This is a genomic window from Pontimicrobium aquaticum, from assembly GCF_005047595.1.
Taxonomy (GTDB): Bacteria; Bacteroidota; Bacteroidia; order Flavobacteriales; family Flavobacteriaceae; genus Pontimicrobium; species Pontimicrobium aquaticum.
Genome location: NZ_SUPL01000006.1, coordinates 161,660 through 182,482, shown reverse-complemented (window position 1 = coordinate 182,482; position 20,823 = coordinate 161,660). Strand labels below are relative to the sequence as shown.

The following is a 20,823-nucleotide window of genomic DNA, read 5'->3' as shown; positions in this document are numbered from 1 at the left end:
TATTTTAGAAGTATCTTGGGGATTTAACACGTTTACTTTTAAATACTTCAAACATTAATAAAATTTCATGTGTTCCGCTTGAAAATCTATTTATATCTGAGAATGGGTATTCATAAGCATAACCAATTCTTAACTGCTTTGATACTTGGAAATCTACAATGCCTCCAAGAGCACTGGTGTCCTCATTTAACCTATAACCAGCCCCAAGCCATAATTTTTCATGGAATAGGAAGTTTGCTGTTAGGTCATAAGATAATGGTGCACCATTAGTTGCTTTTATTAAAAATGCTGGTTTTAACTTAGTGTTTTTACTAAGATTAAATACATAACCACCAGTAAAGTAATAACTAATTCTTTCAAGTGCTTTTACATTATTTTCACCGCTTAGATCTGTAGTCAAGACTCTTGGCGCTGATAAGCCTAAGTACCATTTATTGGTATGTAAGAAGGTACCAACTCCTATATTTGGATTCCATCTGTCTTCAATACCATGTATAACATCATCATCAGGGTATTCTAACCTTAATTCTTGATCTATACTATAAGACGTAAACCCTCCTTTTAAACCAAACGCTAGTTTTGTTTTTTCACTTAAATTTAATGTGTAAGAGAAATCTGCATATACGTATGTAAAATTCTCGAAACCTAAATGGTCGTTAATTATGGATAAACCTAGACCTACCTTTTCGTTTCTCATAGGAGAGTGAATAGAGAAGGTTTGCGTTTCCGGTCCACCATCTAAACCAGCCCACTGACTTCTATGAAGTCCTACAAGACTTAGTGTTTCTCTACTTCCTGCATACGCAGGGTTAATAGAAATGGTATTGTACATGTATTGCGTAAACTGAGGTAATTGCTGGCTTAAAGCTGTATATGAGCTAAGCAATACAATAGCAATAATGTTAAACTTAATAAACTTTTTCATGATAGGTTAAATTTATTTGGTTCCTACGTAAATTGGTCCTGCATAAGATGCTATCAATTCACCGTTTTCGATTAATCTTAATATATAATAGTATGTTCCTGTTGGTACTTTACCTGAGCTACCAACTGAGCTGTTGTGTGATTCTCCACCCCAATTATTTTGATAGTCTTTAGATTCGTAAATTAAAGCACCCCAACGGTTGAATATTTGTAACTCCATAGTTACATCAAAACATTCAGAGTCAGAATCTAATACATCAATTTCGAATCTGTCATTATTATCGTCCCCATTAGCGGTTACTGCTTTTGGGATGTGTTGGTCTGGATCAAAAGCATCTAGACATGGCAACACTATACAAGCGTCGTTTAAAGTAATAATTACTTCAGTTTCGCTAGGGCACTCTCCTTCAGAATCAGTATAAGTAAATCTATATTCACCTAATTCTAACTCATATGGGTTAAAGAAGTTCTCATTTAACGTAGCATTTCCTGATGTTACTTCCCAAGTACCATTTGTTCCATAATCTCCACTCAATAATTGGAATAAATCATATTCAAAGTCATCTCCAATACATAAATCAGTTGATCCACCTGTAACATTAGTTTCAATGTTTACGTTTATAGTTTGAGTAAATATTGCTGTATTGTCACACTCGTCACTTACTGTCCATTCTCTGGTAATTACAAAGTTACTGCCACTACCATCATTAGTATCTGTTTCGTTAAAAGTAACATCGATTTGTGACGCACAATTGTCTTCAAATTCTAATTCAGGTACACTAGGTATTTCACCACAGTTTACTGTAATTTCAGATTCAAATTCTGTTGTTACAATTGGTGCTGTAGTATCTTGTACAGTAATGATTTGTGTATGCTCAGCTACATTTCCACATAAATCCATAGCTGTCCAAGTACGAGTTAAAATATAATTACCACCACAAGAACCATCTGTTCTTATCTCATTGTACTCTACTTTAATAAAGTTGCTATCGCAATTATCCGTAGCCGTTAAAGTTTCAGCAGTAGGTAGTACTGTATTGCATTCTACAGTTGCATCCTCAGGAAGAGCTTCTACAAAGGTAGGTGCTGTTGTATCCTGAACAGTAATGGTTTGTGTATGTACAGTTTCCAATCCACAAGCATCAGTAGCAGTCCAAGTTCTCACTAATGTATAGTTAGACTCGCAATCACCGTCGTTTCTTGTTTCGTTAAAAGTTACAGTAGCATCACCACAATTATCCGTAGCCGTTAAAGTTTCAGTAGTAGGTACTGCATCACATTCTACAGTTACATTCTCAGGAAGAGCTTCTACAAAGGTAGGTGCTGTTGTATCCTGAACAGTAATGGTTTGTGTATGTACAGTTTCCAATCCACAAGCATCAGTAGCAGTCCAAGTTCTCACTAATGTATAGTTAGACTCGCAATCACCATCGTTTCTTGTTTCGTTAAAAGTTACAGTAGCATCACCACAATTATCCGTAGCCGTTAAAGTTTCAGCAGTAGGTACTGCATCACATTCTACAGTTACATTCTCAGGAAGAGCTTCTACAAAGGTAGGTGCAGTAATATCTTCTATGGTAAATGTAGCAGTTGTTGAAGATTCATTACCACAGCTATCAGAAACTGTAAATGTTACGGTTGCTGAACCTGTAGCACCACAATTATCAGACAATCCTGTGAAATCATTAGACCAAGTAATTGTTGAACAATCATCAGTAGCAGATGCTCCACCATTAGCATTTAGCCAATCTTGTAAAGCTATGTCATTTCCTAAGCCATCACATTGTACAGTTAAGTCTGAAGCTTCAATATCAATTGTAGGTGCAGTCTCATCCATTATTGTATAAGTAGCTGTAGTTGTGGCTGTATTACCACATTCATCAGTAGCGGTAAAAATCACTTCAATTGGATCTGCACAATTTGAAGTTGCTCCACTATAGTTATTAGTCCAGGTTACTGTACCACAATTATCTGAAGCAGAAGCTCCACCGTTTGAATCTAACCAAGCTTGGATTGCTCCACTGTTACCAGAACCGTCACATTGTATCATTATATCATTCGCTTCAACATCAATAGTTGGTACAGTTGTATCCTCAACAGTGATGTTTTGTACATGAGTATTAGTATTGCCTGCGCAATCAATTACTGACCAAGTTCTCACTAATATATAATTTGAAGGACAAGATCCGTCAGTTCTTTGCTCATCATATGCTACAGTCACAGACGCATCACAATTATCAGTAGCAGTTAAGGTAGCAGCCTCAGGAATGTTATCACATTCAGCAGTTGCATCGGCAGGAAGTGCTTCAACAAATGTAGGCGCTGTGTTATCTTCCACAGTGATTGTTTGTGTATGCGAAGTTTCGTTACCAGCACAGTCAGACACCGTCCAAGTACGAGTAATAGTATATTCAGAAGGACATGCATCATCATCACCTGAGGTTGATTCAGAGAAAGACACAGTCACAGACGCATCACAATTATCAGTAGCAGTTAAGGTAGCAGCCTCAGGAATGTTATCACATTCAGCAGTTGCATCGGCAGGAAGTGCTTCAACAAATGTAGGCGCTGTGTTATCTTCCACAGTGATTGTTTGTGTATGCGAAGTTTCGTTACCAGCACAGTCAGACACCGTCCAAGTACGAGTAATAGTATATTCAGAAGGACATGCATCATCATCACCTGAGGTTGATTCAGAGAAAGACACAGTCACAGACGCATCACAATTATCAGTAGCAGTTAAGGTAGCAGCCTCAGGAATGTTATCACATTCAGCAGTTGCATCGGCAGGAAGTGCTTCAACAAATGTAGGCGCTGTGTTATCTTCAACAGTAATCGTTTGTTTGTGTGAAACAGAATTACCACACTCATCAGCAGCTGTCCATGTTCTTATTAATGTATATTCTGAATCACATGCACCATCAGTTCTCTCTTCTTTAAAAGTGACTTTTGCTTCACTACAGTTATCTTTTGCAGTTAAAACTTCAGCAGTAGGAACTGCATCACATTCAACTTTTAAATCTTTAGGTAACGTTTCTACGAACTTTGGAGCAATTGTATCTTCAATAATAATTATTTGAACATCAGTAGCTGTTTTTCCACAAGTGTCAGTAACAGTAAATGTTCTTTTCACCTCAATAGTACAGCTATTGCTAGATACAACTTCATCTATATAAGTAATTGTATCAATTGCTATATCATCAGAAGCATTTCCACCACCGTCTAAAGCTGATTGAAGTTCTCCTAATGAAATTTCTTCTTGCGTATCACTATATATTAAGTCTTTTATGTCTTTTGTATCACAACCTTCAATTGTGTAGTTTGCTGGTGCTTCAATAATAGGATTTTCTTTATCTTCAGATAAGATGGTTGCACTTACTTCAACCGTACAATTATTATCGTCTTTAACAGTAATCGTATAATCACCGTCGGTTAAACCAGAAAAAATACCACTATTTTGATAGTTTGAACCACCATCAATAGAATACGTATATGGTTCTGTTCCGTTAAGACCTTCAGCAACAATAACTCCAGAAGTATCTCCTTCACAGGTTACATCTGTTTTAGCAACTATTTTAGCGTCAAAATCTGATAACAATAAGTTTAGTTGAGCAACAGGAGAAGCGCAATTATCTACATCGTTATAATAGAATGCATAATATGTTCCTGGAGCAGTTACATTTGTGTTTGTTAAATGATAGCTTGTTGCTAATGGATCAACATTGGTACTCCAAGTTAAGACTGAGCCAGATGGTTGAATTGAAGAAGGTGATATGTAATCGTTTAAATTAGTTGTTTCTGGTTGACAGAATACAACAGATTTGGTATTATTAACAGTAGATGTAAATTTAGGAGGGTTCGCATACCCTTCCATACTTAATCTTAACCCATCAACTAACACTACAGATTCTCCTGGGCTACCTGTTTTATAAAATACATTAACATTACCTGAGTTGTCAGATTTAAAAGTAATACAAACTGTTTCCCAAAACGGATTAATTTCCGTCCATCCTCCAGGGTTTTGAAATCCGCTATTTCCACTTGTAGCGGTAGTTAGTTTTGGAGGAAAATCTCCAACAGGATGTATATTTAAATCATTGTGAGTATAAGTTAAAGGGTCAGAGATTACGGTTCCACCAGATCCAATTCCAAAAGAAAGGTTTGGGTTGAATTCATCAAAGTTACCATTAGAATTATTATATCGTGGAATCACAGCAATTTCAAAACATACTGTATAATTAGTATTTGGAAGTACTGTTAAATCTTGTTCAATAGCTTCATTTTTATAGGAAAAAATAGCAAATCCTCCTCCATCTGGAGAAGGTGATATAATACCTGGAGTATCGATATTTGCATCAGAATTAGAGTAGGAAATATATTGACCTTCAGAATAGTCAACAGTTCCATTATCATCCCAACAATCATAGGCGACGTTTGCTGCGTAGGTGCTTCCATCTACAGCCGTCTTAAAACCTCCCCAACTGTAATTTGGAGTTACGTCTCCTAGTCCAAATCCGCCACATGTAATAACATTACAGGTGCCGACTAAACTAGGTGTACTAGCACTTGATCGGAGTGACATTGCTTTTTGAGCATTGTACTTTAATGCTCTTTTCTTTAATAATGTTTCAAAAGCGACCCTCTCTCTTGCAGATTCGGTTCTTTTTGGCCAATCGGCAGATTCACCACCTGCTTGTTGCCCAAACATGGTCAAGACGTTGAAACAGATTAAAATTACTAGTGTAGCAGTTGTTTTCATATCTAATAATGATTAACTAAAACTTTTCGCTAAGCGATTAAACTTTTATTGTTTTTTAATAAAAACCCAAATATTCATGTACGACATTATGCGTGATGAACTAATTCGATTACAATGTGAGGGAAGTGCGCAACATTGCGCTAATGGATTAAAAAGTTGAATTAGATTTGGGGTCATTTTCATAATTTTCTATAACAAAAGAAAAGATATACTGTATCCTTAACAAAAATAAGTGTTAAAAAACTTAAAAATTCGTTAAAACGATACAGGTTTGCAACTCAGCGGTTAATACGGTATTTAGTCGGTTATACATTATTTGTTAATTTTAGAGTGCCAAAGTAAGCGTTATAACCGAAAAAAACAACATTTTATCGATAAAATATGCGTTTAAACGATATGAAATGAAAGAAATTGTATTTATTAGACATGCAAAATCATCATGGGAGTATGATGTAAGCGATAGAGAAAGACCTTTAAAAAAAAGAGGAATCAATGATTTTCACTTGGTTTCTAATCATTTTAAGAAGTGTCAATTTATTCCTGATGTAGTTTTTTCTAGTCCAGCAAAACGCGCAAGACAAACTTGCAAAATATTTTCAGAAAAATTAAATATTTCTGATTTTGATATTAAAATTAAAGAAGATATTTATGATTTTGGTGGGAATCAACTTATTGGTTTTATTAAAACTTTAGATGATAGTCTCTCTAAAATTATAATTTTTGGACATAATTATGCATTAACGTCATTGGTCAATACTTATGGCTCTAAGTATGTTGAAAACGTTACAACTTCAGGATTAGTTTGGTTAAAATTTGATATTGATAATTGGAAGAGTTTAAAAAAAGGTAAAACTATTTTAACAATTTTTCCAAGAGATTTAAAATAAGCTTTAGAATTTGTTTTCACAATCACATTTTGACCTTGGATAATCAAACGTATATATTATAAATATTTCGTGAGAGCCTGATGTATAAGGGTTTATGGCATTGGTAATGAACTCGTATGCATAGCCAAATTTAATGTTTTTATTTGCTTCTAGTGTAGCTAAGCCACCTAAAGCATCACCAACTCTATATGCAAGACCAAGCCATAGCTTATCGTTTATTAAAAAATTCCCTGTTAGATCAACTGATACTGGAGCACCATTTGTAAATTTTAATAAAAATGTAGGCTTAAATTTTAAATGGTGATTGAATTCGAGCATATAGCCAGCGTTAAAATAATAACTAACTCTTTCTATAGCAGCATATTCTATGTCTGTTCGATTATCATAGCTCAAAATTCTTGGTGAGGAAAAAGAGATAAACCAATCGTCTGATCGATAATAAATACCAGCGCCAAAATTGGGCTTCCATTTATTGAATATTCTATCTAAATATTGGTCGCCAAAAGCATCAGAATCAGTTAATAAATCAGGATCTAATCCATATTTACTAAACCCTGCTTTAAGACCAAAGGATAAACGATATCCTCTTTCCATAAAGATGGTATATGACAAATCGGAGTATAGGTAAGTAGTGCTTTCGTACCCTAATTTATCGTGGATAATGGATAAACCAACACCTAAATTAGCTTCAGGAATAATCATATCTGCCGTTAGTGTTTGAGTAACTGGAGCACCGTCAACTCCAACCCATTGATTCCTGTTTAAAAAAGCCACGTTTAATCTTTCTCTTGTCCCAGCATATGCTGGATTTATAGAGATTGTATTATACATATACTGCGTAAATTGTGGTAGCTGCTGAGAATTACTAACAAACGGGAGCATTAGTAGTATAAAGAAAAAGAAATTGTTTTTTATTTGGCTCATTTTTTATTGTTCTGTTCCTAATAAGATATACCCTTGTATGGGTTTTAATCCGCTATTTTCCAGTGTTACTACATAGTAATAGGTTCCTGCTGGTAATAATTCGGCAGCACCTACACCTCCAGTAGTTCCTATCCAGTTGTTATCATAATTTGTAGATTCAAAAACTCTGGTTCCCCATCTATTAAACATTTTTACTTTTACAATTATATCACAATCGGATTGGTTTTTATTTGGATTTAATACATAAGCAACTTCAAAGGTTTGATTTTTTAAATCTCCATTAGGAGTTACTAATTTTGATATATCAACATCAAAAGTAGATCTAATACATTTATTAGTTTCTTCACAATCTCCAGTAATGTTTGCAATAACTTCCATAACCTCTACACATTGGTTGTTGTTCATTATATAATTAAAAGTATATGTGCCTTCATTTAAAATTGAAGGATCTAAAATTGTATTATTAAGTAAGTTAACATTTGTAACCTCCCAATAGCCATTACTTCCGGCAGGAACATAATTGTTTAAATCTACCTGATTATCATTAGCACATAAATTAAGCTCTGTTGAAGCAGTAGATTTTACTGTTTCCATATGAATAACTTGATTATATGTATTCACATTGGCACAGTCATCATACACTTCCCATGTTCGTACAATGTCAAAATTATTGAAATCGATTTCTATAACCTGTTCGTAAAATAATACTTCAATGTTAGAGGAGCAATTATCTGTAAACTCTAAGCTTGGTGGATCTGGAGGTAATTCACAAGAAATTGAAAGTTCAGGGTTATAGGCTGTAATTAAGATTGGAGCTGTGGTATCTATAATGTTAATTGTTTGGCTTGCTGTTGATGTGTAACCACATTCATCGGTAGCTGTCCAAGTTCTATTTATTGAATAGTCACCATCACAAGCTCCAGATATATTTGTATCGTTGTATGTAAGTGTAATTGAGTTGCTACAGCTATTAGTAAAAGTTGGTTGAGCAAAATTTGGTGTTTCTGAGCAATTAATAGTACTATCTGGTGGTAACATATCAAACACAGGTCCAGAATTATTTACTACTGTAATTACTTGAACATAATCTGCAATAGTTCTTCCGCAAGCATCTGTAAATGTCCAAGTATTTGTATAGCTTCCAGAGTCTCCACAGCCATTTCCTGGAACAAAAGGACCACTGGTTTTAATTAAATTAAAGGTACATTTATCAGTGGTTGGAAATAAACTTTGCGCGTCAGATAAGTCATTAATGTTTGTACAATCTACCGTTCTATCTAAATCTCCTGGCGAATTTGCCCAAATCGCAGCATCTGGTTGTGTAATAGTAATTGGTAATACATTACCTAGATGGCATATATCTAAATCGCTAGAACTTAGTGTGGTTTGAGGTTCTGGGTTATTTATACCGTTGTAGGTTGCGGTAATTTGAAGTTCAAAATTTAAGTCACAGCTTTGTTCAAGAAAATAACATTCGTCTTTTATTTGAACATCAAATTCTATTGAAATTTCGGGGTCACCAATGTCCACTAAGCCATCTTCAACAAAAAACTGCAGTAGTCTTGTGTTAATATTGTAAGCATAGGTTACTCCATTAGGCAAGTTATTTGCTGCAACAAATTCTAAATTATTAGGAAGTGTTGTATGCAGTACTACATTTACAGCATCATCATTTCCAGTATTAGAAAAATTAAAATCGAAAGTTACATTGTCATCAGCTTGAACTAAGTTGTTTGTAGCATCACTATCTAATCGAATTGGGTATAAACTGGGAGCCCAAACATCTACCGATAATCCGAGCATATATAATCCATAAGTTTCTTGATTAGACGTTAATCTAATAGTTGCTGAAGTTTGGTTATTTCCAATAATGCTGTTACCTGAGTTGTCTAAATTAAAAACAGCTGCATCAAAACCAAGTGTATTTGTGCTGGCAGGAACTCTGTCAATAAAATCATTGTTATCGATAGTAATTCTACTATTAAAGAAATTATCTGAATTCCTTAAAGTCGTATTTAAATCAATAAAATTATTAGAAGTATCTAAAATTTGTAATTTATCGCCATCTAAAACACGGTCACCTTCTAAAGAACCAATTGCTATACGTGTATTTACAGGACCATTTGGAGTAGTTTGAAAACCGTTAAAGTTTATGTCAAAGTTATTATTGCTGCTGGTAACATGTGCATAGCCATCAAAAATGCTAATGTTTTTCATATTTAAATCTGGGCTGCTATATACATACACTATTTGCCATCCTCCAGAGGTTCCAGCGTTTCCACCTGGTTGGTGTTCCATTAAACCGCCTATTTTCCCTTCAACATTGGCTACTTGGTATGTCCCGTAAGGGGAATTTAAGTTTAAAACTTCATTAGTAATGTCTTTGACACAAACATAAGGATCGTTACTAAAATGAGTGTCACGACCTCTGTATATAACTTCGTCGGCAGTATAAGTGGTATAAGAGCCTTCTCCAGGCAACATTAGTTTTACATCATTGAAATTCCAGTTTGGTCTATTGTCGTTGCTGTTTGTTTCTTTATCTGCAGCAGCCCAATACAAAAGCACTTTTCTTATTGTGATGCAATTAAGTAAGGGATTTGGGTTATTAAAAGTTGCGTTACTGGAGTTAAAGGTTGTATTGTCGTTGTCAATATCTACATATATATTGTTAGAAAAGTCATGATTATCTTCTAGTCCATTATAATCAACCACGGCATCTCTAGATATCATGTTATTAGCAATCATAGTAATATCACCTCTAATAGATTCCGTATATCTTGAGGCAAATTGGTCTAGTACTTGAGCATTTATATTTGTACTTTGAATTAAAATAAAACCCAATATGGCTATTACTAAGTGGTTGGGTTGAGTAATTTTTTTCATAAACAAAAGATTAGCATTTAGCCACCTTTTCTATCTGTTATTATTAAATAGCCTTTAATAATTTGTTTTTAAATATTTATGAGTAGTTTTTTACCATATATAAAAAGCGATAGAAGTAGGTTTAGCTGTCATAGAGTTAAAAAATAGATTTGGATCAATTCTTTTACTAAGGCTAAGATATATAATATTCCATAAAAAGAACAAATTATTCGATAAAAAGTATTAATGTGTAGAAATAAGACTACAAAATATTATATTAATAATAATTTATATAAGCAATTAGATTGTTTATTTTTGAAGGAGCAAATAATTATTAGAAAAAATATAGTTTTATGCTGTCTATTAAAAAGTATGGTGCAATAGATATTGGTTCGAATGCCGTAAGGTTATTAATAGCCATAATAATTGAAGAAAAAGGAAAATCCACACGCTTTAAGAAAAGCTCTTTAGTAAGGGTGCCTATTCGTTTAGGATCTGATGTATTTGTTAAAGGAGCTATTTCAAAAGAAAACAAAAAGCGGTTGATGGATACTATGATGGCATTTAAGTTGCTTATGAAATCGCATAAAGTAGAATTGTATAAGGCGTGTGCAACATCTGCAATGCGTGAGGCATCTAATGGTTTTGAAATTGCACAAGATATTTTTGAACATACAAAAATTCAAATAGATATTATTGATGGTGAAGAAGAAGCAACCATTATAGCTGCTACAGATTTGAATGAATATATTGATAATGATAGAAACTACCTTTATGTTGATGTAGGAGGCGGAAGCACTGAGTTTTCAATACTTCATAATGGAGAAAAGGTTATTTCAAAATCTTTTAAAATTGGTACTGTTAGGCTTTTAAACGATATAGTAAAACGTGAAACTTGGTTAGATTTAGAATCTTGGATTAAAAACAATACAGCTAAATATGATAAAATAGATGTCATTGGTTCTGGGGGAAACATTAATAAAATATTTAAAATTTCTGGTAAGGCTATGGGGAAACCGCTAACATACTTCTATTTAAGTTCTTATTACCATAATTTAAAATCGTATTCGTATGAAGAGCGTATTACTGAATTGAATTTAAACCAAGATAGGGCAGATGTGATTATACCTGCGTTACAAATCTATTTATCTGCTATGAAATGGAGTAAAGCAAAACATATATATGTTCCAAAAATTGGTCTGTCTGATGGTATTATAAAGAGTTTGTATTACGAAACTATTTCTAGTAAAACTATTTAGCCATGAACGGTTTCTTTAGTGCCTAAATTTTTCATTATTTTGGCTTCATACTCTAATAAGTCTTGCCATTTTTTGTCAACTTCCTTTCTGTCTCCATACTGTCTTGCATATCCCAAAAACATGGTATAATGATTAGCTTCACTAATCATAAGCTTCTTGTAAAAAGCGGCCAATTTTTTGTCTTGTAATTCTTCCGATAGTAATCTAAAACGCTCACAACTTCTAGCTTCAATTAAAGAAGCATATAATAAACGATGTATCAATTGTGTGGTTCTACTGCCTCCTTTTGGGAAGAATTTTAATAGTTGCACAACGTACTCATCCTTTCTGTCTCTACCTAATGTATAACCACGTTCTAAAATTAAGTCATGTACCATTTTAAAATGACTCATTTCTTCCTTAACCAGTTCAATCATTTCTTGAACTAACTCAGTATATTCAGGAAAACTAACAATTAATGAAATAGCTGTACTTGTTGCCTTTTGCTCACAAAAAGCATGATCGGTTAAGATTTCTTCAATGTTTTTTTCAACAATATTAACCCAACGAGGGTCTGTTGGTAGTTTTAATCCTAGCATCATAGTTGCTTACGAGGTTTCTATAAGTTTAATAGTTTTGTTACCTAAATTATTATAGTGAATGCTATACATTTTATAGCTTTCAGTCTCAGGTACTAAAAACGAACAGTAAAATTTATAATTGTTATCAGTGCTTTCAAATTCATCTAACCACACATATTGCAAAACAGCATCGTTCCAAAAATTAGATTCTTCAGTTAGAAAATTGTCTTTACTTAACGTTTTGATAAACAACAATTTGTTGTTTTTAACCACTTGAATTTTAGATTCAAACGCTCTATAATAGGTTTTAATTTTTTGATTATTCTTGTCGATATGCAAAACTTCAACCGTTTTATTTGGAGAAGAATAATAAGACACTTTTATATTGATTTTTGAATCTATTATAGTGTCTGTAATACTTCTTATAGGTTTTTCAGGAATATACTTTATTACTTCAATATCAGTAATAGATAGTTTACTTTTTGAAACCCGCTCTTCATTACTCTCTAGCGCTCTATTTCTACCATCACATGAAGTAAAAGCTAGAGCTAGTATAAAAAAGAAAAAAATGTAGTTTTTCATTATATATCTAAATCAAAAGTTTTACGTAATAAGTCAATATTAGGGTTTTTTTCTTTTAGCTTTTCATATTTCTCGATTGGTGTGTATGCATACTGCTTTTCAAGCTCTTCATTAACTTCAATGTCTAAAGTTACAGAAAAATTATTCAGCTTTTTTCTTATATAAGCTAATAAATCATATTGTTGACGCTCAACTTCTAACTTATTGGTAGCGTTAGGAAATACTACTTTTATTACTGTGTCTTTGGATAATTTAGGTGTGTCTATGCGTAAAATTGAGGCTAAATTATATTTTCCTTTTTTCTCAATCTTTAAAACAAACTCCTCCCAGGCTGTTTGCATATCCTGCTCTGAAAAAGCATCAGTTGGAAGGTTTTCTTCATCAATTACAACATCCATTTGTTTAATAAGATGTTCTTTTTTCCTTTTAATGCTACTTAAAGAAAGACCTGAAGTAGTTTTGGTCTGCTTATTTAAAATTATTTTTGGACGTTCTTTGGCTAACTTTTGAGCAACTTGACTTTGTGGAGTTTCTGTAGGTTGTTTTTGAGTTTCAGAAACCTCAGCATTTAAACTCTTTTTTGAATTAGAACTTTCTACTTTAATTGGCTCAATGCCTTTTTTACGAAAATAAGATGCAGGTATTATAAAGTGGCCACTGCTATTTTTTTTTTCTCCATCAAAAGTGATAGAGGCAAGTTGCATAAGGCATAATTCTACGAGTAACCGCTGATTTCGGCTAGATTTATATTTTAAATCACAATCGTTAGCTAGTTCAATTCCTTTTAACAAGAAGCTTTGCGATGTTTTTTGAGCTTGTTTTTGGTACTTTTCTTTTGTTTGGTCTCCAACCTCTAGTAATGCTATGGTTTCAGGAGTTTTGCAAACTAATAAATCTCTAAAATGTGAGGCTAGACCAGCAATATAATGATGACCATCAAACCCTTTAGAAATAGTGTTATTAAACTGTAATAATAACTCTGGAATCTTGTTTTCTAGAATTAGGTCTGTACTTTTAAAGTATGTTTCGTAGTCTAAAACATTTAAGTTTTCAGTTACTGCTTGCCTTGTTAATTGCTTTCCAGAAAAACTAACAACCCTATCAAAAATAGATAAGGCATCACGCATAGCGCCATCTGCTTTTTGTGCAATGATGTGCAGCGCATCGTCTTCAGCATCAATGTTTTGTTGTTCTGCAATGTACTTCAAGTATTCTTTCGCATCTTTAACTGTAATGCGTTTAAAATCAAATATTTGGCAACGCGATAAAATAGTTGGAATTATTTTATGCTTCTCTGTAGTGGCAAGAATAAAAATACAATGCTTTGGTGGTTCTTCTAGCGTCTTTAAAAAGGCATTAAAGGCTGCTTGCGAAAGCATATGTACCTCATCAATAATATACACTTTGTATTTTCCAACTTGAGGCGGAATACGAACCTGATCGGTTAAGCTTCTAATATCATCGACCGAGTTGTTTGAAGCGGCATCTAGTTCAAAAATATTAAAGGCAAAATCTTCGTCTTCTTTTTCATTGCCATCACTATTAATCATTTTAGCAAGAATACGTGCGCAAGTGGTTTTACCAACGCCACGAGGACCTGTAAACAAAAGAGCTTGTGCTAAATGGTTGTTTTCGATGGCGTTTAATAGAGTATTTGTAATAGCTTGCTGCCCCACAACATCTTTAAATGTTTGCGGCCTGTATTTACGCGCTGATACTACAAAGTGTTCCATTTTATGCTGAACTTGTTTCTGCATCTTTTGATGCTTATTGAAACTTAAATGACTTAGAATAGCAAAGTTAAAAATTCAGTTTAAAATTAAGAATTAGTAGGCACTATTTTAAGCTTAGTTATTAACAATTTGTGTACTTTTGCACACAAGCAGATCGCCTTATCGCAATGACTATAAATGTCGTTGAGGAAAGTCCGAACACCATAGTGCAACATATTGGCTAACAGCCATCAGTCGTGAGGCTAGGAAAAGTGCAACAGAAAGTATGTACAGGTAATGCTGTAGTGAAATCAGGTAAACTCTATGTGGTGCAATGTCATGTAAACCAATGTTTGAGCGTTGCACGCGCGATGTTGGAGGGTAGGCAGCTAAAGTTTGCTGGTAACAGTAAATGTAGATAAATGATAAGGCAGTGACACGGTAACGTCGTCATTGGACAGAATTCGGCTTATAGATTTGCTTTAGTATAAATAAGTGTGGCTTAATGCCACACTTATTTTTTTGTAATATTATGTAAATATTAGTTAGTCATCATCTCCTTCTTCGTTACTTTCTGTAGCAGCAGCTAAGGCAGCAAATTCTGCATTCATTTCAGTGGCATCAAAGTAGATGTGTTCTGCAACTATTTTTCCATCAGCAAATTCAACAGCCAAATGAACAGGAATAATAAGTTCTTTGTTAGTGGCTGCAAAGGTTCCTTTATGAGTAGCCCAATAATAAACCCAAGTCTCATCCTTTTTGTCTATAACCATTTCTATATGTTCATCTTCATGGTCAAAACCATAAGTAGACATTGCAGATGTCATTTCTTTCATTCCATTTAAACGATCATCTACTGAAAGAGGGTCGGTAGAATTAACATATATTTTGGCTGTATCTGCAAAATGGCTTCTCCATTGTTCCCAATCACCAGCTTCATAGGCAGATACTCCTGACATTAGTGTTTTAGTTTCATCAGATTCTGCGAAATAACGTTGTTCTTGTTTGCAAGCAATCATGGTAAAGACTGCTAATCCTAATAAAATTAATTTTTTCATTTTAATTGGTTTTAGTGTTGATTAATATTTTTATTAAAAACATTAATAAGAAGTATAAGTGAATCTAAGGCAGCCTAAGTGAATTAAAGAAGCAAGAAGTTTAGAGCTTTTATTGATCCCTAAGTTACTGAAAATAAAATGATTTATAAAATATTAAAAAAATTACTCAATTGTATATTCAAAAAAACTAAACCTATTTCCTCCATAACTTTTGGAATGGGAATAGTTTGTTAGGTTTGATAAATCAGTATGTTTAGAATGCTCAACTATCAAGAGACCATCATCTTCTAACAATTGGTTTTGAAATACAAGTTCTGGAATTTTAGAAAAAGTATCAATACTAAAATCGTAAGGAGGGTCTGCAAAAATTATAGTATGCTTTAGATTGGTAGTTTTTAAATACTTAAATACATCAGCTTTTACAGCTTTAATTGGCATATTGAAATCTTCGGCGGTTTTTTCAATAAATTTCACACAACCATAATCTTTATCGACACTTGTTATTTGTTCGGTACCACGCGAAGCAAATTCGTAGCTAATATTTCCAGTACCAGCAAATAGGTCTAACACAGAAATGTCATCAAAATAATACAGATTGTTTATAATATTAAACAGGGCTTCTTTTGCCATGTCTGTTGTTGGTCTAACTGGCAATTTTTTTGGAGCAGTAATGCGCCTGCCTTTATATAATCCAGAAATAATACGCATTAAAAGCTATTTAAAAGTACAAAATTAGTCATACACTTTTCATCAACATTTTCATTTAAAGTATAGGCTGTGTTATTCTTTAAAACAGACACGTTACGAACATATGTGTAGGCTATTTTAAATAATTCATTTTCAGTAGATACATTTCCAAGTAAAACTAATTGAAATGCTTCTGGGTTTAGTTGAAGTTGTTCAGCAGTAAAAAGTAAATAATAAATAAAGTCTTCTTTTGTGGAGTATTCAAACGTATTGAATAATTGTAATTGGCCATTCTTTACAACAATAATCTCAAAATGATTGTTACAAATGTGCGCATACATTTTGGTGTTAGTAGCATTTTTTTCTAGGTTTAAAATGTTTTCCAATACAATGGTTGAAAAATGTTTAAACTCAAACTCACCAAAATTTTCAAATAAATAGTTGTTAATATTTATATAAGGTACATAAATATTAACACTTTCGTTAGCTGATATTTCATCGTAGGTAATAAAATCTGAGCGTAAAATTTTAGCATTAAACTTTAAGTAATCGGCTAAATGTTCTTCATTAAATAAAGATTTTGGAACTAAAGTAGATAATTCATTTTCATGAACCACTGTAATTGTTTTAAACGGTTGTTTTAATACAGTTTCGGTATTAAATACATGTGTTAATGTGTCTAGTACTTTACTTGGGGTTCCTTTTTTTGGGAATGAAAAATTCTTATAGTAACTAATTGATTTTGTGTAAGAATTTAGGATACAAAAAGAAAGTCCACTCAGGCTAACCTGAATGGACAATACATTATTTTCTAATATGTTTGCTTTACTGTTCGTTTGAAAAGTTTTTAGGCCAGTTTCCTGTAGTGTTAACTTCTTCCATTGATCCTACCTTAATAGCATCTCCGTTTACACCATCAACTGAAATTACTTGATTTTCTTTAGCAACTAGATTTTTATCCTGATCGAATAAAATAACTGATTTTAGTGCTTTGACTTCAAAAACAGGAATTTTCATTCCGTTTTGCTCTAAAAAGCCTGCTTTAAGTTCGAACTTAGCACCTGGCTCAGCAGTAGGAATATTCATCATGTTTTTATATCTTGGATCTACTCCAAATAATGAATCTTTTACAGATACATATCCTAAAGTATCAATAACTACAATATCTTTTCTTGTTTCAACACCTCCAAAACGTCTTGTTAATTCTTCATCTACTACAGATGAATCACGACGCTCAGTAATTGTAAATTGTGCGGTATCAATAAACTTTACTAAATTATCAAAATTGCCTTCAAATCTTCCAGTAACAGTTCTGTGTGCTAATTCCGCATCTCTTATATCGATTAATGCTTCAATTACTTCAGAGTAACGTTGATTTTTTAGTTTATTGAATTTAATTTCCCCATAAACCGACATGAACGTTGAATACCCTAAATAACCAATTAGTACCCATAGTACAATCATTATTAATGGCTTAACTTTTTTAGGAACAAATTTGTCAATTACCCAAACGATTCCAATTGTGAGAGCGATTACAACAACAGCTGCAATAATAACATTTAGCATAGTGTTTTTATTAAAATTAATTAATGGACTAACGCAAATCTACAATTTTTTTTTATTCACGAAAGTTATTGTTAGTAAAAATCATTTATATCTTTGATAAATTCAATAATTGTATTAAAACTTAATGAATTCTTCAGAATTTTACACGCTTATAAAAAATGATTTTCCATTTCAGCCAACAGTTAAACAAGATATTGTTTTACAACAACTTGCAGACTATGTTTTTGATACATCACCAAATTCATTGTATGTTTTAAAAGGTTTTGCAGGAACAGGTAAAACTACAATTATAGGCACTATTGTTACAAATTTATGGAAAGCAAAAAAAAGTGCTGTATTAATGGCACCAACTGGTCGAGCAGCCAAAGTCATTGCTAATTATTCAAAAAAAGAGGCATTCACTATTCATAAAAAGATTTATACTGCTAGGTATTCTAAAAGCGGAAAGGTGTCGTTTGTGTTAGCTCCTAACAAGCATAAAAAAACCATTTTTATTGTTGATGAAGCTTCTATGATATCAGATATTCCTAGCCAAAGTAGTTTGTTTGGAAGCGGTTCTTTATTAGACGATTTAATGCAATATGTGTATTCCGGACATCAATGTAAACTTTTATTAATTGGAGATACTGCACAATTGCCGCCTGTTAAATTAGATTTAAGTCCTGCACTAAACGAAAATGCTTTAGGACTAAGTTACAATAAAGAAGTGACTAGAATGGAGTTAGACGAAGTAGTAAGGCAAGAGCAAGACTCAGGTATTTTGTTTAACGCTACCTTGCTTAGAGAAGCCATTTCTGGTTCGTATTTCGATGCTTTTCAGTTTAATGTAAAAGGTTTTAAAGATATAGTACGCCTTATAGATGGTCATGAAATAATGGATGCCATTAACGATGCGTATAGCAGTTTAGGAAATGAAGAAACAGCCATAATAGTTAGGTCTAATAAACGTGCTAATTTGTATAATCAGCAAATACGCTCTCGTATTCTGTTTAACGAACATGAGCTAACTGCTGGCGATTATTTAATGATTGTAAAAAATAATTACTTCTGGCTAAAGCCAACAAGTGAAGCAGGATTTATTGCTAATGGTGACATTATTGAAGTGCTAGAAGTGTTTAGCATAAAAGAATTGTACAACTTTCGCTTTGCCGAAGTGAAAGTGCGTATGGTAGATTACCCAAAAATGCGACCATTCGAAACGGTTTTAATGTTAGACACTATTAATTTAGAAACACCATCCTTACCTTATGAGGAAGCTAATAAGCTCTACCAAGAAGTGTTAAAAGATTACGAAGATGAAACTTCGTCTTATAAAAAGTTTTTAAAGGTAAAAAACAATAAATATTTAAACGCACTACAGGTTAAATTTTCGTATGCCATTACTTGCCATAAAAGCCAAGGAGGACAATGGCATACCGTTTTTGTAGAGCAACCTTATTTACCTGAGGGTATTAATAGAGACTATTTAAGATGGCTTTACACAGCGGTTACTAGAGCTAAAGAAAAATTATACCTTATTGGTTTTAAAGACGATTTTTTTGAAACATAACTTTTGTTCTATTTATTAAATAAAATCTTTTAAAAACTGTATTTTTGAATTAGAGAAAGCTGCTATATGAAAATAATTTCAATGATTCCTGCACGTTATAGTGCATCTCGATTTCCTGGTAAATTAATGCAAGACCTTGAAGGCAAAACAGTGATACTGCGTACTTACGAAGCGACTGTAGCAACTAAGTTGTTTGAAGAAGTCTATGTGGTAACCGATAGCAATATTATTTATGACGAAATTACATCGCATGGAGGCAAAGCTATAATGAGTAAAAAGGAACACGAATCCGGAAGCGACCGTATTGCCGAAGCTGTGCAGGAAGTAGATTGTGATATTGTAGTAAATGTACAAGGTGACGAACCATTTACTGATCGTTCTAGCTTAGAAAAAGTGCTTAATGTGTTTCATGATGATTCTGACAAAGAAATTGACTTAGCATCCTTAATGGTTGAAATAAAAGATTGGGATGAAATTTCAAATCCCAATACAGTAAAAGTCATTGTAGATCAACGCAACTTTGCCTTGTATTTTTCTAGAAGCCCAATTCCTTATCCAAGAGATAAAAACGCTGGTGCAAGGTATTTTAAACACAAAGGTATTTATGCCTTTCGTAAGCAAGCACTTATAGATTTTAGCAATTTACCAATGCAATTTATTGAAGCCACCGAGAAGATTGAATGTATTCGTTATTTAGAGTACGGTAAAAAAATTAAAATGGTAGAAACCAATGTACAAGGCGTAGAAATAGACACACCTGAAGATTTAGCAAGAGCAAAAAAACTGTGGAAATAGATTATAAACACATAAAGGTAATTGGCTTTGATGCCGATGATACCCTTTGGGTAAACGAAACCTTTTTTAGGGACGCCGAAATGGAGTTTGCTCGTTTATTGAGCCCTTATGAGACTGCAAACAAGATAGATCAAGAGCTTTTTAAAAAAGAAATGGATAACTTAGAACTGTATGGTTATGGCGTCAAGGCATTTGTATTGTCTATGGTCGAATCTGCTATTGAAATCTCTAACGGTTCAGTTTCAAATAAAACTTTAAGTAAAATTCTAGATATTGGTAAATCGATGATTAATCAACCAGTAAAACTACTTGATGGAGTAGAAGAGGTGTTAAAAACATTATCAAAAAAGTACCGATTAATCTTAGCTACCAAAGGTGATTTGCTTGACCAAGAGCGAAAACTTGAAAAATCTGGATTAACCGATTATTTTCATCATATAGAAGTGTTAAGCGATAAAAAAGAAGCTAATTATTCTAAACTGTTAAATCATTTAGATATTAATCCTTCAGAATTTTTAATGATAGGAAATTCATTGAAATCTGATATTTTACCATTAGTAAACATTAAAGCACATGCTATACATGTACCATTTCATACTACTTGGGCGCATGAACAAGTAAGTGAGGAGGAAACCAACGGTAAAGCATATAAAACAGTAAGTAGTTTACGTGATATTTTAAAATTTTTGAATTAGA

The 20,823-nt window shown here is 33.1% G+C and carries 16 protein-coding genes and 1 other RNA gene; 6 read left to right on the top strand and 11 right to left on the bottom strand.

Translation table 11 applies throughout. The features are described 5' to 3' along the window. Window positions 1-4: 4 nt before the first annotated feature. Window positions 5-925 (bottom strand): PorP/SprF family type IX secretion system membrane protein, encoded by a 921-nt coding sequence (locus tag E5167_RS11955; RefSeq protein ID WP_136844381.1) that lies wholly within the window; start codon window positions 923-925, stop codon window positions 5-7. 12 nt (window positions 926-937) lie between these two features. Continuing rightward, window positions 938-5,683 (bottom strand): gliding motility-associated C-terminal domain-containing protein, encoded by a 4,746-nt coding sequence (locus E5167_RS11950; protein ID WP_136844380.1) that lies wholly within the window; start codon window positions 5,681-5,683, stop codon window positions 938-940. A gap of 401 nt (window positions 5,684-6,084) precedes the next feature. Between E5167_RS11950 and E5167_RS11945 the strand changes: the two genes are divergently transcribed. Continuing rightward, complete coding sequence (locus E5167_RS11945; RefSeq protein ID WP_136844379.1) at window positions 6,085-6,570, top strand: SixA phosphatase family protein; 486 nt, start codon at window positions 6,085-6,087, stop codon at window positions 6,568-6,570. A gap of 3 nt (window positions 6,571-6,573) precedes the next feature. Here E5167_RS11945 and E5167_RS11940 read toward each other — a convergent pair whose 3' ends face one another. Both E5167_RS11940 and E5167_RS11935 read right to left on the bottom strand, forming a co-directional pair. After that, complete coding sequence (locus E5167_RS11940; RefSeq protein WP_136844378.1) at window positions 6,574-7,494, bottom strand: PorP/SprF family type IX secretion system membrane protein; 921 nt, start codon at window positions 7,492-7,494, stop codon at window positions 6,574-6,576. A gap of 3 nt (window positions 7,495-7,497) precedes the next feature. Then, window positions 7,498-10,380 carry a gliding motility-associated C-terminal domain-containing protein gene (locus E5167_RS11935; protein WP_136844377.1) on the bottom strand — a complete coding sequence of 961 codons (2,883 nt, stop codon included), beginning with the start codon at window positions 10,378-10,380 and terminating at the stop codon, window positions 7,498-7,500. Window positions 10,381-10,712: 332 nt separating this feature from the next. Here E5167_RS11935 and E5167_RS11930 point away from each other — a divergent pair, with 332 nt between their 5' ends. Continuing rightward, window positions 10,713-11,618, top strand: a complete 906-nt coding sequence (locus E5167_RS11930) for a Ppx/GppA phosphatase family protein (protein WP_136844376.1) — start codon at window positions 10,713-10,715, stop codon at window positions 11,616-11,618. Here E5167_RS11930 and miaE read toward each other — a convergent pair. From miaE to dnaX, 3 genes are read right to left on the bottom strand one after another with little or no spacing between them, the layout of a single operon-like run. Beyond that, window positions 11,615-12,196, bottom strand: coding sequence for a tRNA-(ms[2]io[6]A)-hydroxylase (gene miaE, locus E5167_RS11925; protein ID WP_136844500.1), 582 nt, complete (start codon window positions 12,194-12,196; stop codon window positions 11,615-11,617). The genes E5167_RS11930 and miaE overlap by 4 nt on opposite strands. A gap of 9 nt (window positions 12,197-12,205) precedes the next feature. After that, window positions 12,206-12,760, bottom strand: a complete 555-nt coding sequence (locus E5167_RS11920; RefSeq protein ID WP_136844375.1) for a hypothetical protein — start codon at window positions 12,758-12,760, stop codon at window positions 12,206-12,208. Beyond that, complete coding sequence (gene dnaX, locus E5167_RS11915) at window positions 12,760-14,493, bottom strand: DNA polymerase III subunit gamma/tau (protein WP_136844499.1); 1,734 nt, start codon at window positions 14,491-14,493, stop codon at window positions 12,760-12,762. The genes E5167_RS11920 and dnaX overlap by 1 nt, the downstream gene beginning before the upstream one ends. A gap of 146 nt (window positions 14,494-14,639) precedes the next feature. Between dnaX and rnpB the strand changes: the two genes are divergently transcribed. Beyond that, an RNA gene (gene rnpB, locus E5167_RS11910) (RNase P RNA component class A) lies at window positions 14,640-14,960 on the top strand. A gap of 57 nt (window positions 14,961-15,017) precedes the next feature. Here rnpB and E5167_RS11905 read toward each other — a convergent pair. The 4 genes from E5167_RS11905 to E5167_RS11890 form a co-directional block, all read right to left on the bottom strand. Beyond that, a complete protein-coding gene (locus E5167_RS11905) occupies window positions 15,018-15,530 on the bottom strand; it encodes a nuclear transport factor 2 family protein (protein ID WP_136844374.1) in 513 nt (170 codons plus the stop codon). Window positions 15,531-15,692: 162 nt separating this feature from the next. Beyond that, a complete protein-coding gene (gene rsmD, locus E5167_RS11900; RefSeq protein ID WP_136844373.1) occupies window positions 15,693-16,238 on the bottom strand; it encodes a 16S rRNA (guanine(966)-N(2))-methyltransferase RsmD in 546 nt (181 codons plus the stop codon). Continuing rightward, window positions 16,238-17,017 carry a DUF3822 family protein gene (locus E5167_RS11895; RefSeq protein WP_239021996.1) on the bottom strand — a complete coding sequence of 260 codons (780 nt, stop codon included), beginning with the start codon at window positions 17,015-17,017 and terminating at the stop codon, window positions 16,238-16,240. The genes rsmD and E5167_RS11895 overlap by 1 nt, the downstream gene beginning before the upstream one ends. Before the next feature lie 25 nt (window positions 17,018-17,042). Continuing rightward, window positions 17,043-17,783: a hypothetical protein gene (locus tag E5167_RS11890; RefSeq protein WP_211242150.1), complete on the bottom strand. Its 741-nt coding sequence runs from the start codon at window positions 17,781-17,783 to the stop codon at window positions 17,043-17,045. A gap of 124 nt (window positions 17,784-17,907) precedes the next feature. Between E5167_RS11890 and E5167_RS11885 the strand changes: the two genes are divergently transcribed. The 3 genes from E5167_RS11885 (at window position 17,908) to E5167_RS11875 (ending at window position 20,822) form a co-directional block, all read left to right on the top strand. Further along, on the top strand, window positions 17,908-19,332 hold the full coding sequence (locus tag E5167_RS11885) for an ATP-dependent DNA helicase (RefSeq protein WP_136844371.1): 1,425 nt from the start codon (window positions 17,908-17,910) through the stop codon (window positions 19,330-19,332). Window positions 19,333-19,398: 66 nt separating this feature from the next. Continuing rightward, entirely contained in the window at window positions 19,399-20,127 is a 729-nt protein-coding gene (gene kdsB, locus E5167_RS11880) for a 3-deoxy-manno-octulosonate cytidylyltransferase (RefSeq protein ID WP_136844370.1), read from the top strand. Continuing rightward, window positions 20,118-20,822 (top strand): HAD family hydrolase, encoded by a 705-nt coding sequence (locus E5167_RS11875; protein WP_136844369.1) that lies wholly within the window; start codon window positions 20,118-20,120, stop codon window positions 20,820-20,822. Before kdsB ends, E5167_RS11875 begins: the two co-directional genes overlap by 10 nt. The last annotated feature ends 1 nt before the right edge of the window (window position 20,823 follow it).

Coding starts and splice junctions, on each gene's coding strand:
- E5167_RS11930 (WP_136844376.1), top strand. CDS start 10,713: ATGCTGTCTATTAAAAAGTATGGTGCAATAGATATTGGTTCGAATGCC.
- E5167_RS11905 (WP_136844374.1), bottom strand. CDS start 15,530: ATGAAAAAATTAATTTTATTAGGATTAGCAGTCTTTACCATGATTGCT.
- E5167_RS11920 (WP_136844375.1), bottom strand. CDS start 12,760: ATGAAAAACTACATTTTTTTCTTTTTTATACTAGCTCTAGCTTTTACT.
- miaE (WP_136844500.1), bottom strand. CDS start 12,196: ATGCTAGGATTAAAACTACCAACAGACCCTCGTTGGGTTAATATTGTT.
- E5167_RS11885 (WP_136844371.1), top strand. CDS start 17,908: ATGAATTCTTCAGAATTTTACACGCTTATAAAAAATGATTTTCCATTT.
- E5167_RS11935 (WP_136844377.1), bottom strand. CDS start 10,380: ATGAAAAAAATTACTCAACCCAACCACTTAGTAATAGCCATATTGGGT.
- E5167_RS11890 (WP_211242150.1), bottom strand. CDS start 17,783: ATGCTAAATGTTATTATTGCAGCTGTTGTTGTAATCGCTCTCACAATT.
- kdsB (WP_136844370.1), top strand. CDS start 19,399: ATGAAAATAATTTCAATGATTCCTGCACGTTATAGTGCATCTCGATTT.
- E5167_RS11945 (WP_136844379.1), top strand. CDS start 6,085: ATGAAAGAAATTGTATTTATTAGACATGCAAAATCATCATGGGAGTAT.
- E5167_RS11940 (WP_136844378.1), bottom strand. CDS start 7,494: ATGAGCCAAATAAAAAACAATTTCTTTTTCTTTATACTACTAATGCTC.
- E5167_RS11950 (WP_136844380.1), bottom strand. CDS start 5,683: ATGAAAACAACTGCTACACTAGTAATTTTAATCTGTTTCAACGTCTTG.
- rsmD (WP_136844373.1), bottom strand. CDS start 16,238: ATGCGTATTATTTCTGGATTATATAAAGGCAGGCGCATTACTGCTCCA.
- E5167_RS11955 (WP_136844381.1), bottom strand. CDS start 925: ATGAAAAAGTTTATTAAGTTTAACATTATTGCTATTGTATTGCTTAGC.
- dnaX (WP_136844499.1), bottom strand. CDS start 14,493: ATGGAACACTTTGTAGTATCAGCGCGTAAATACAGGCCGCAAACATTT.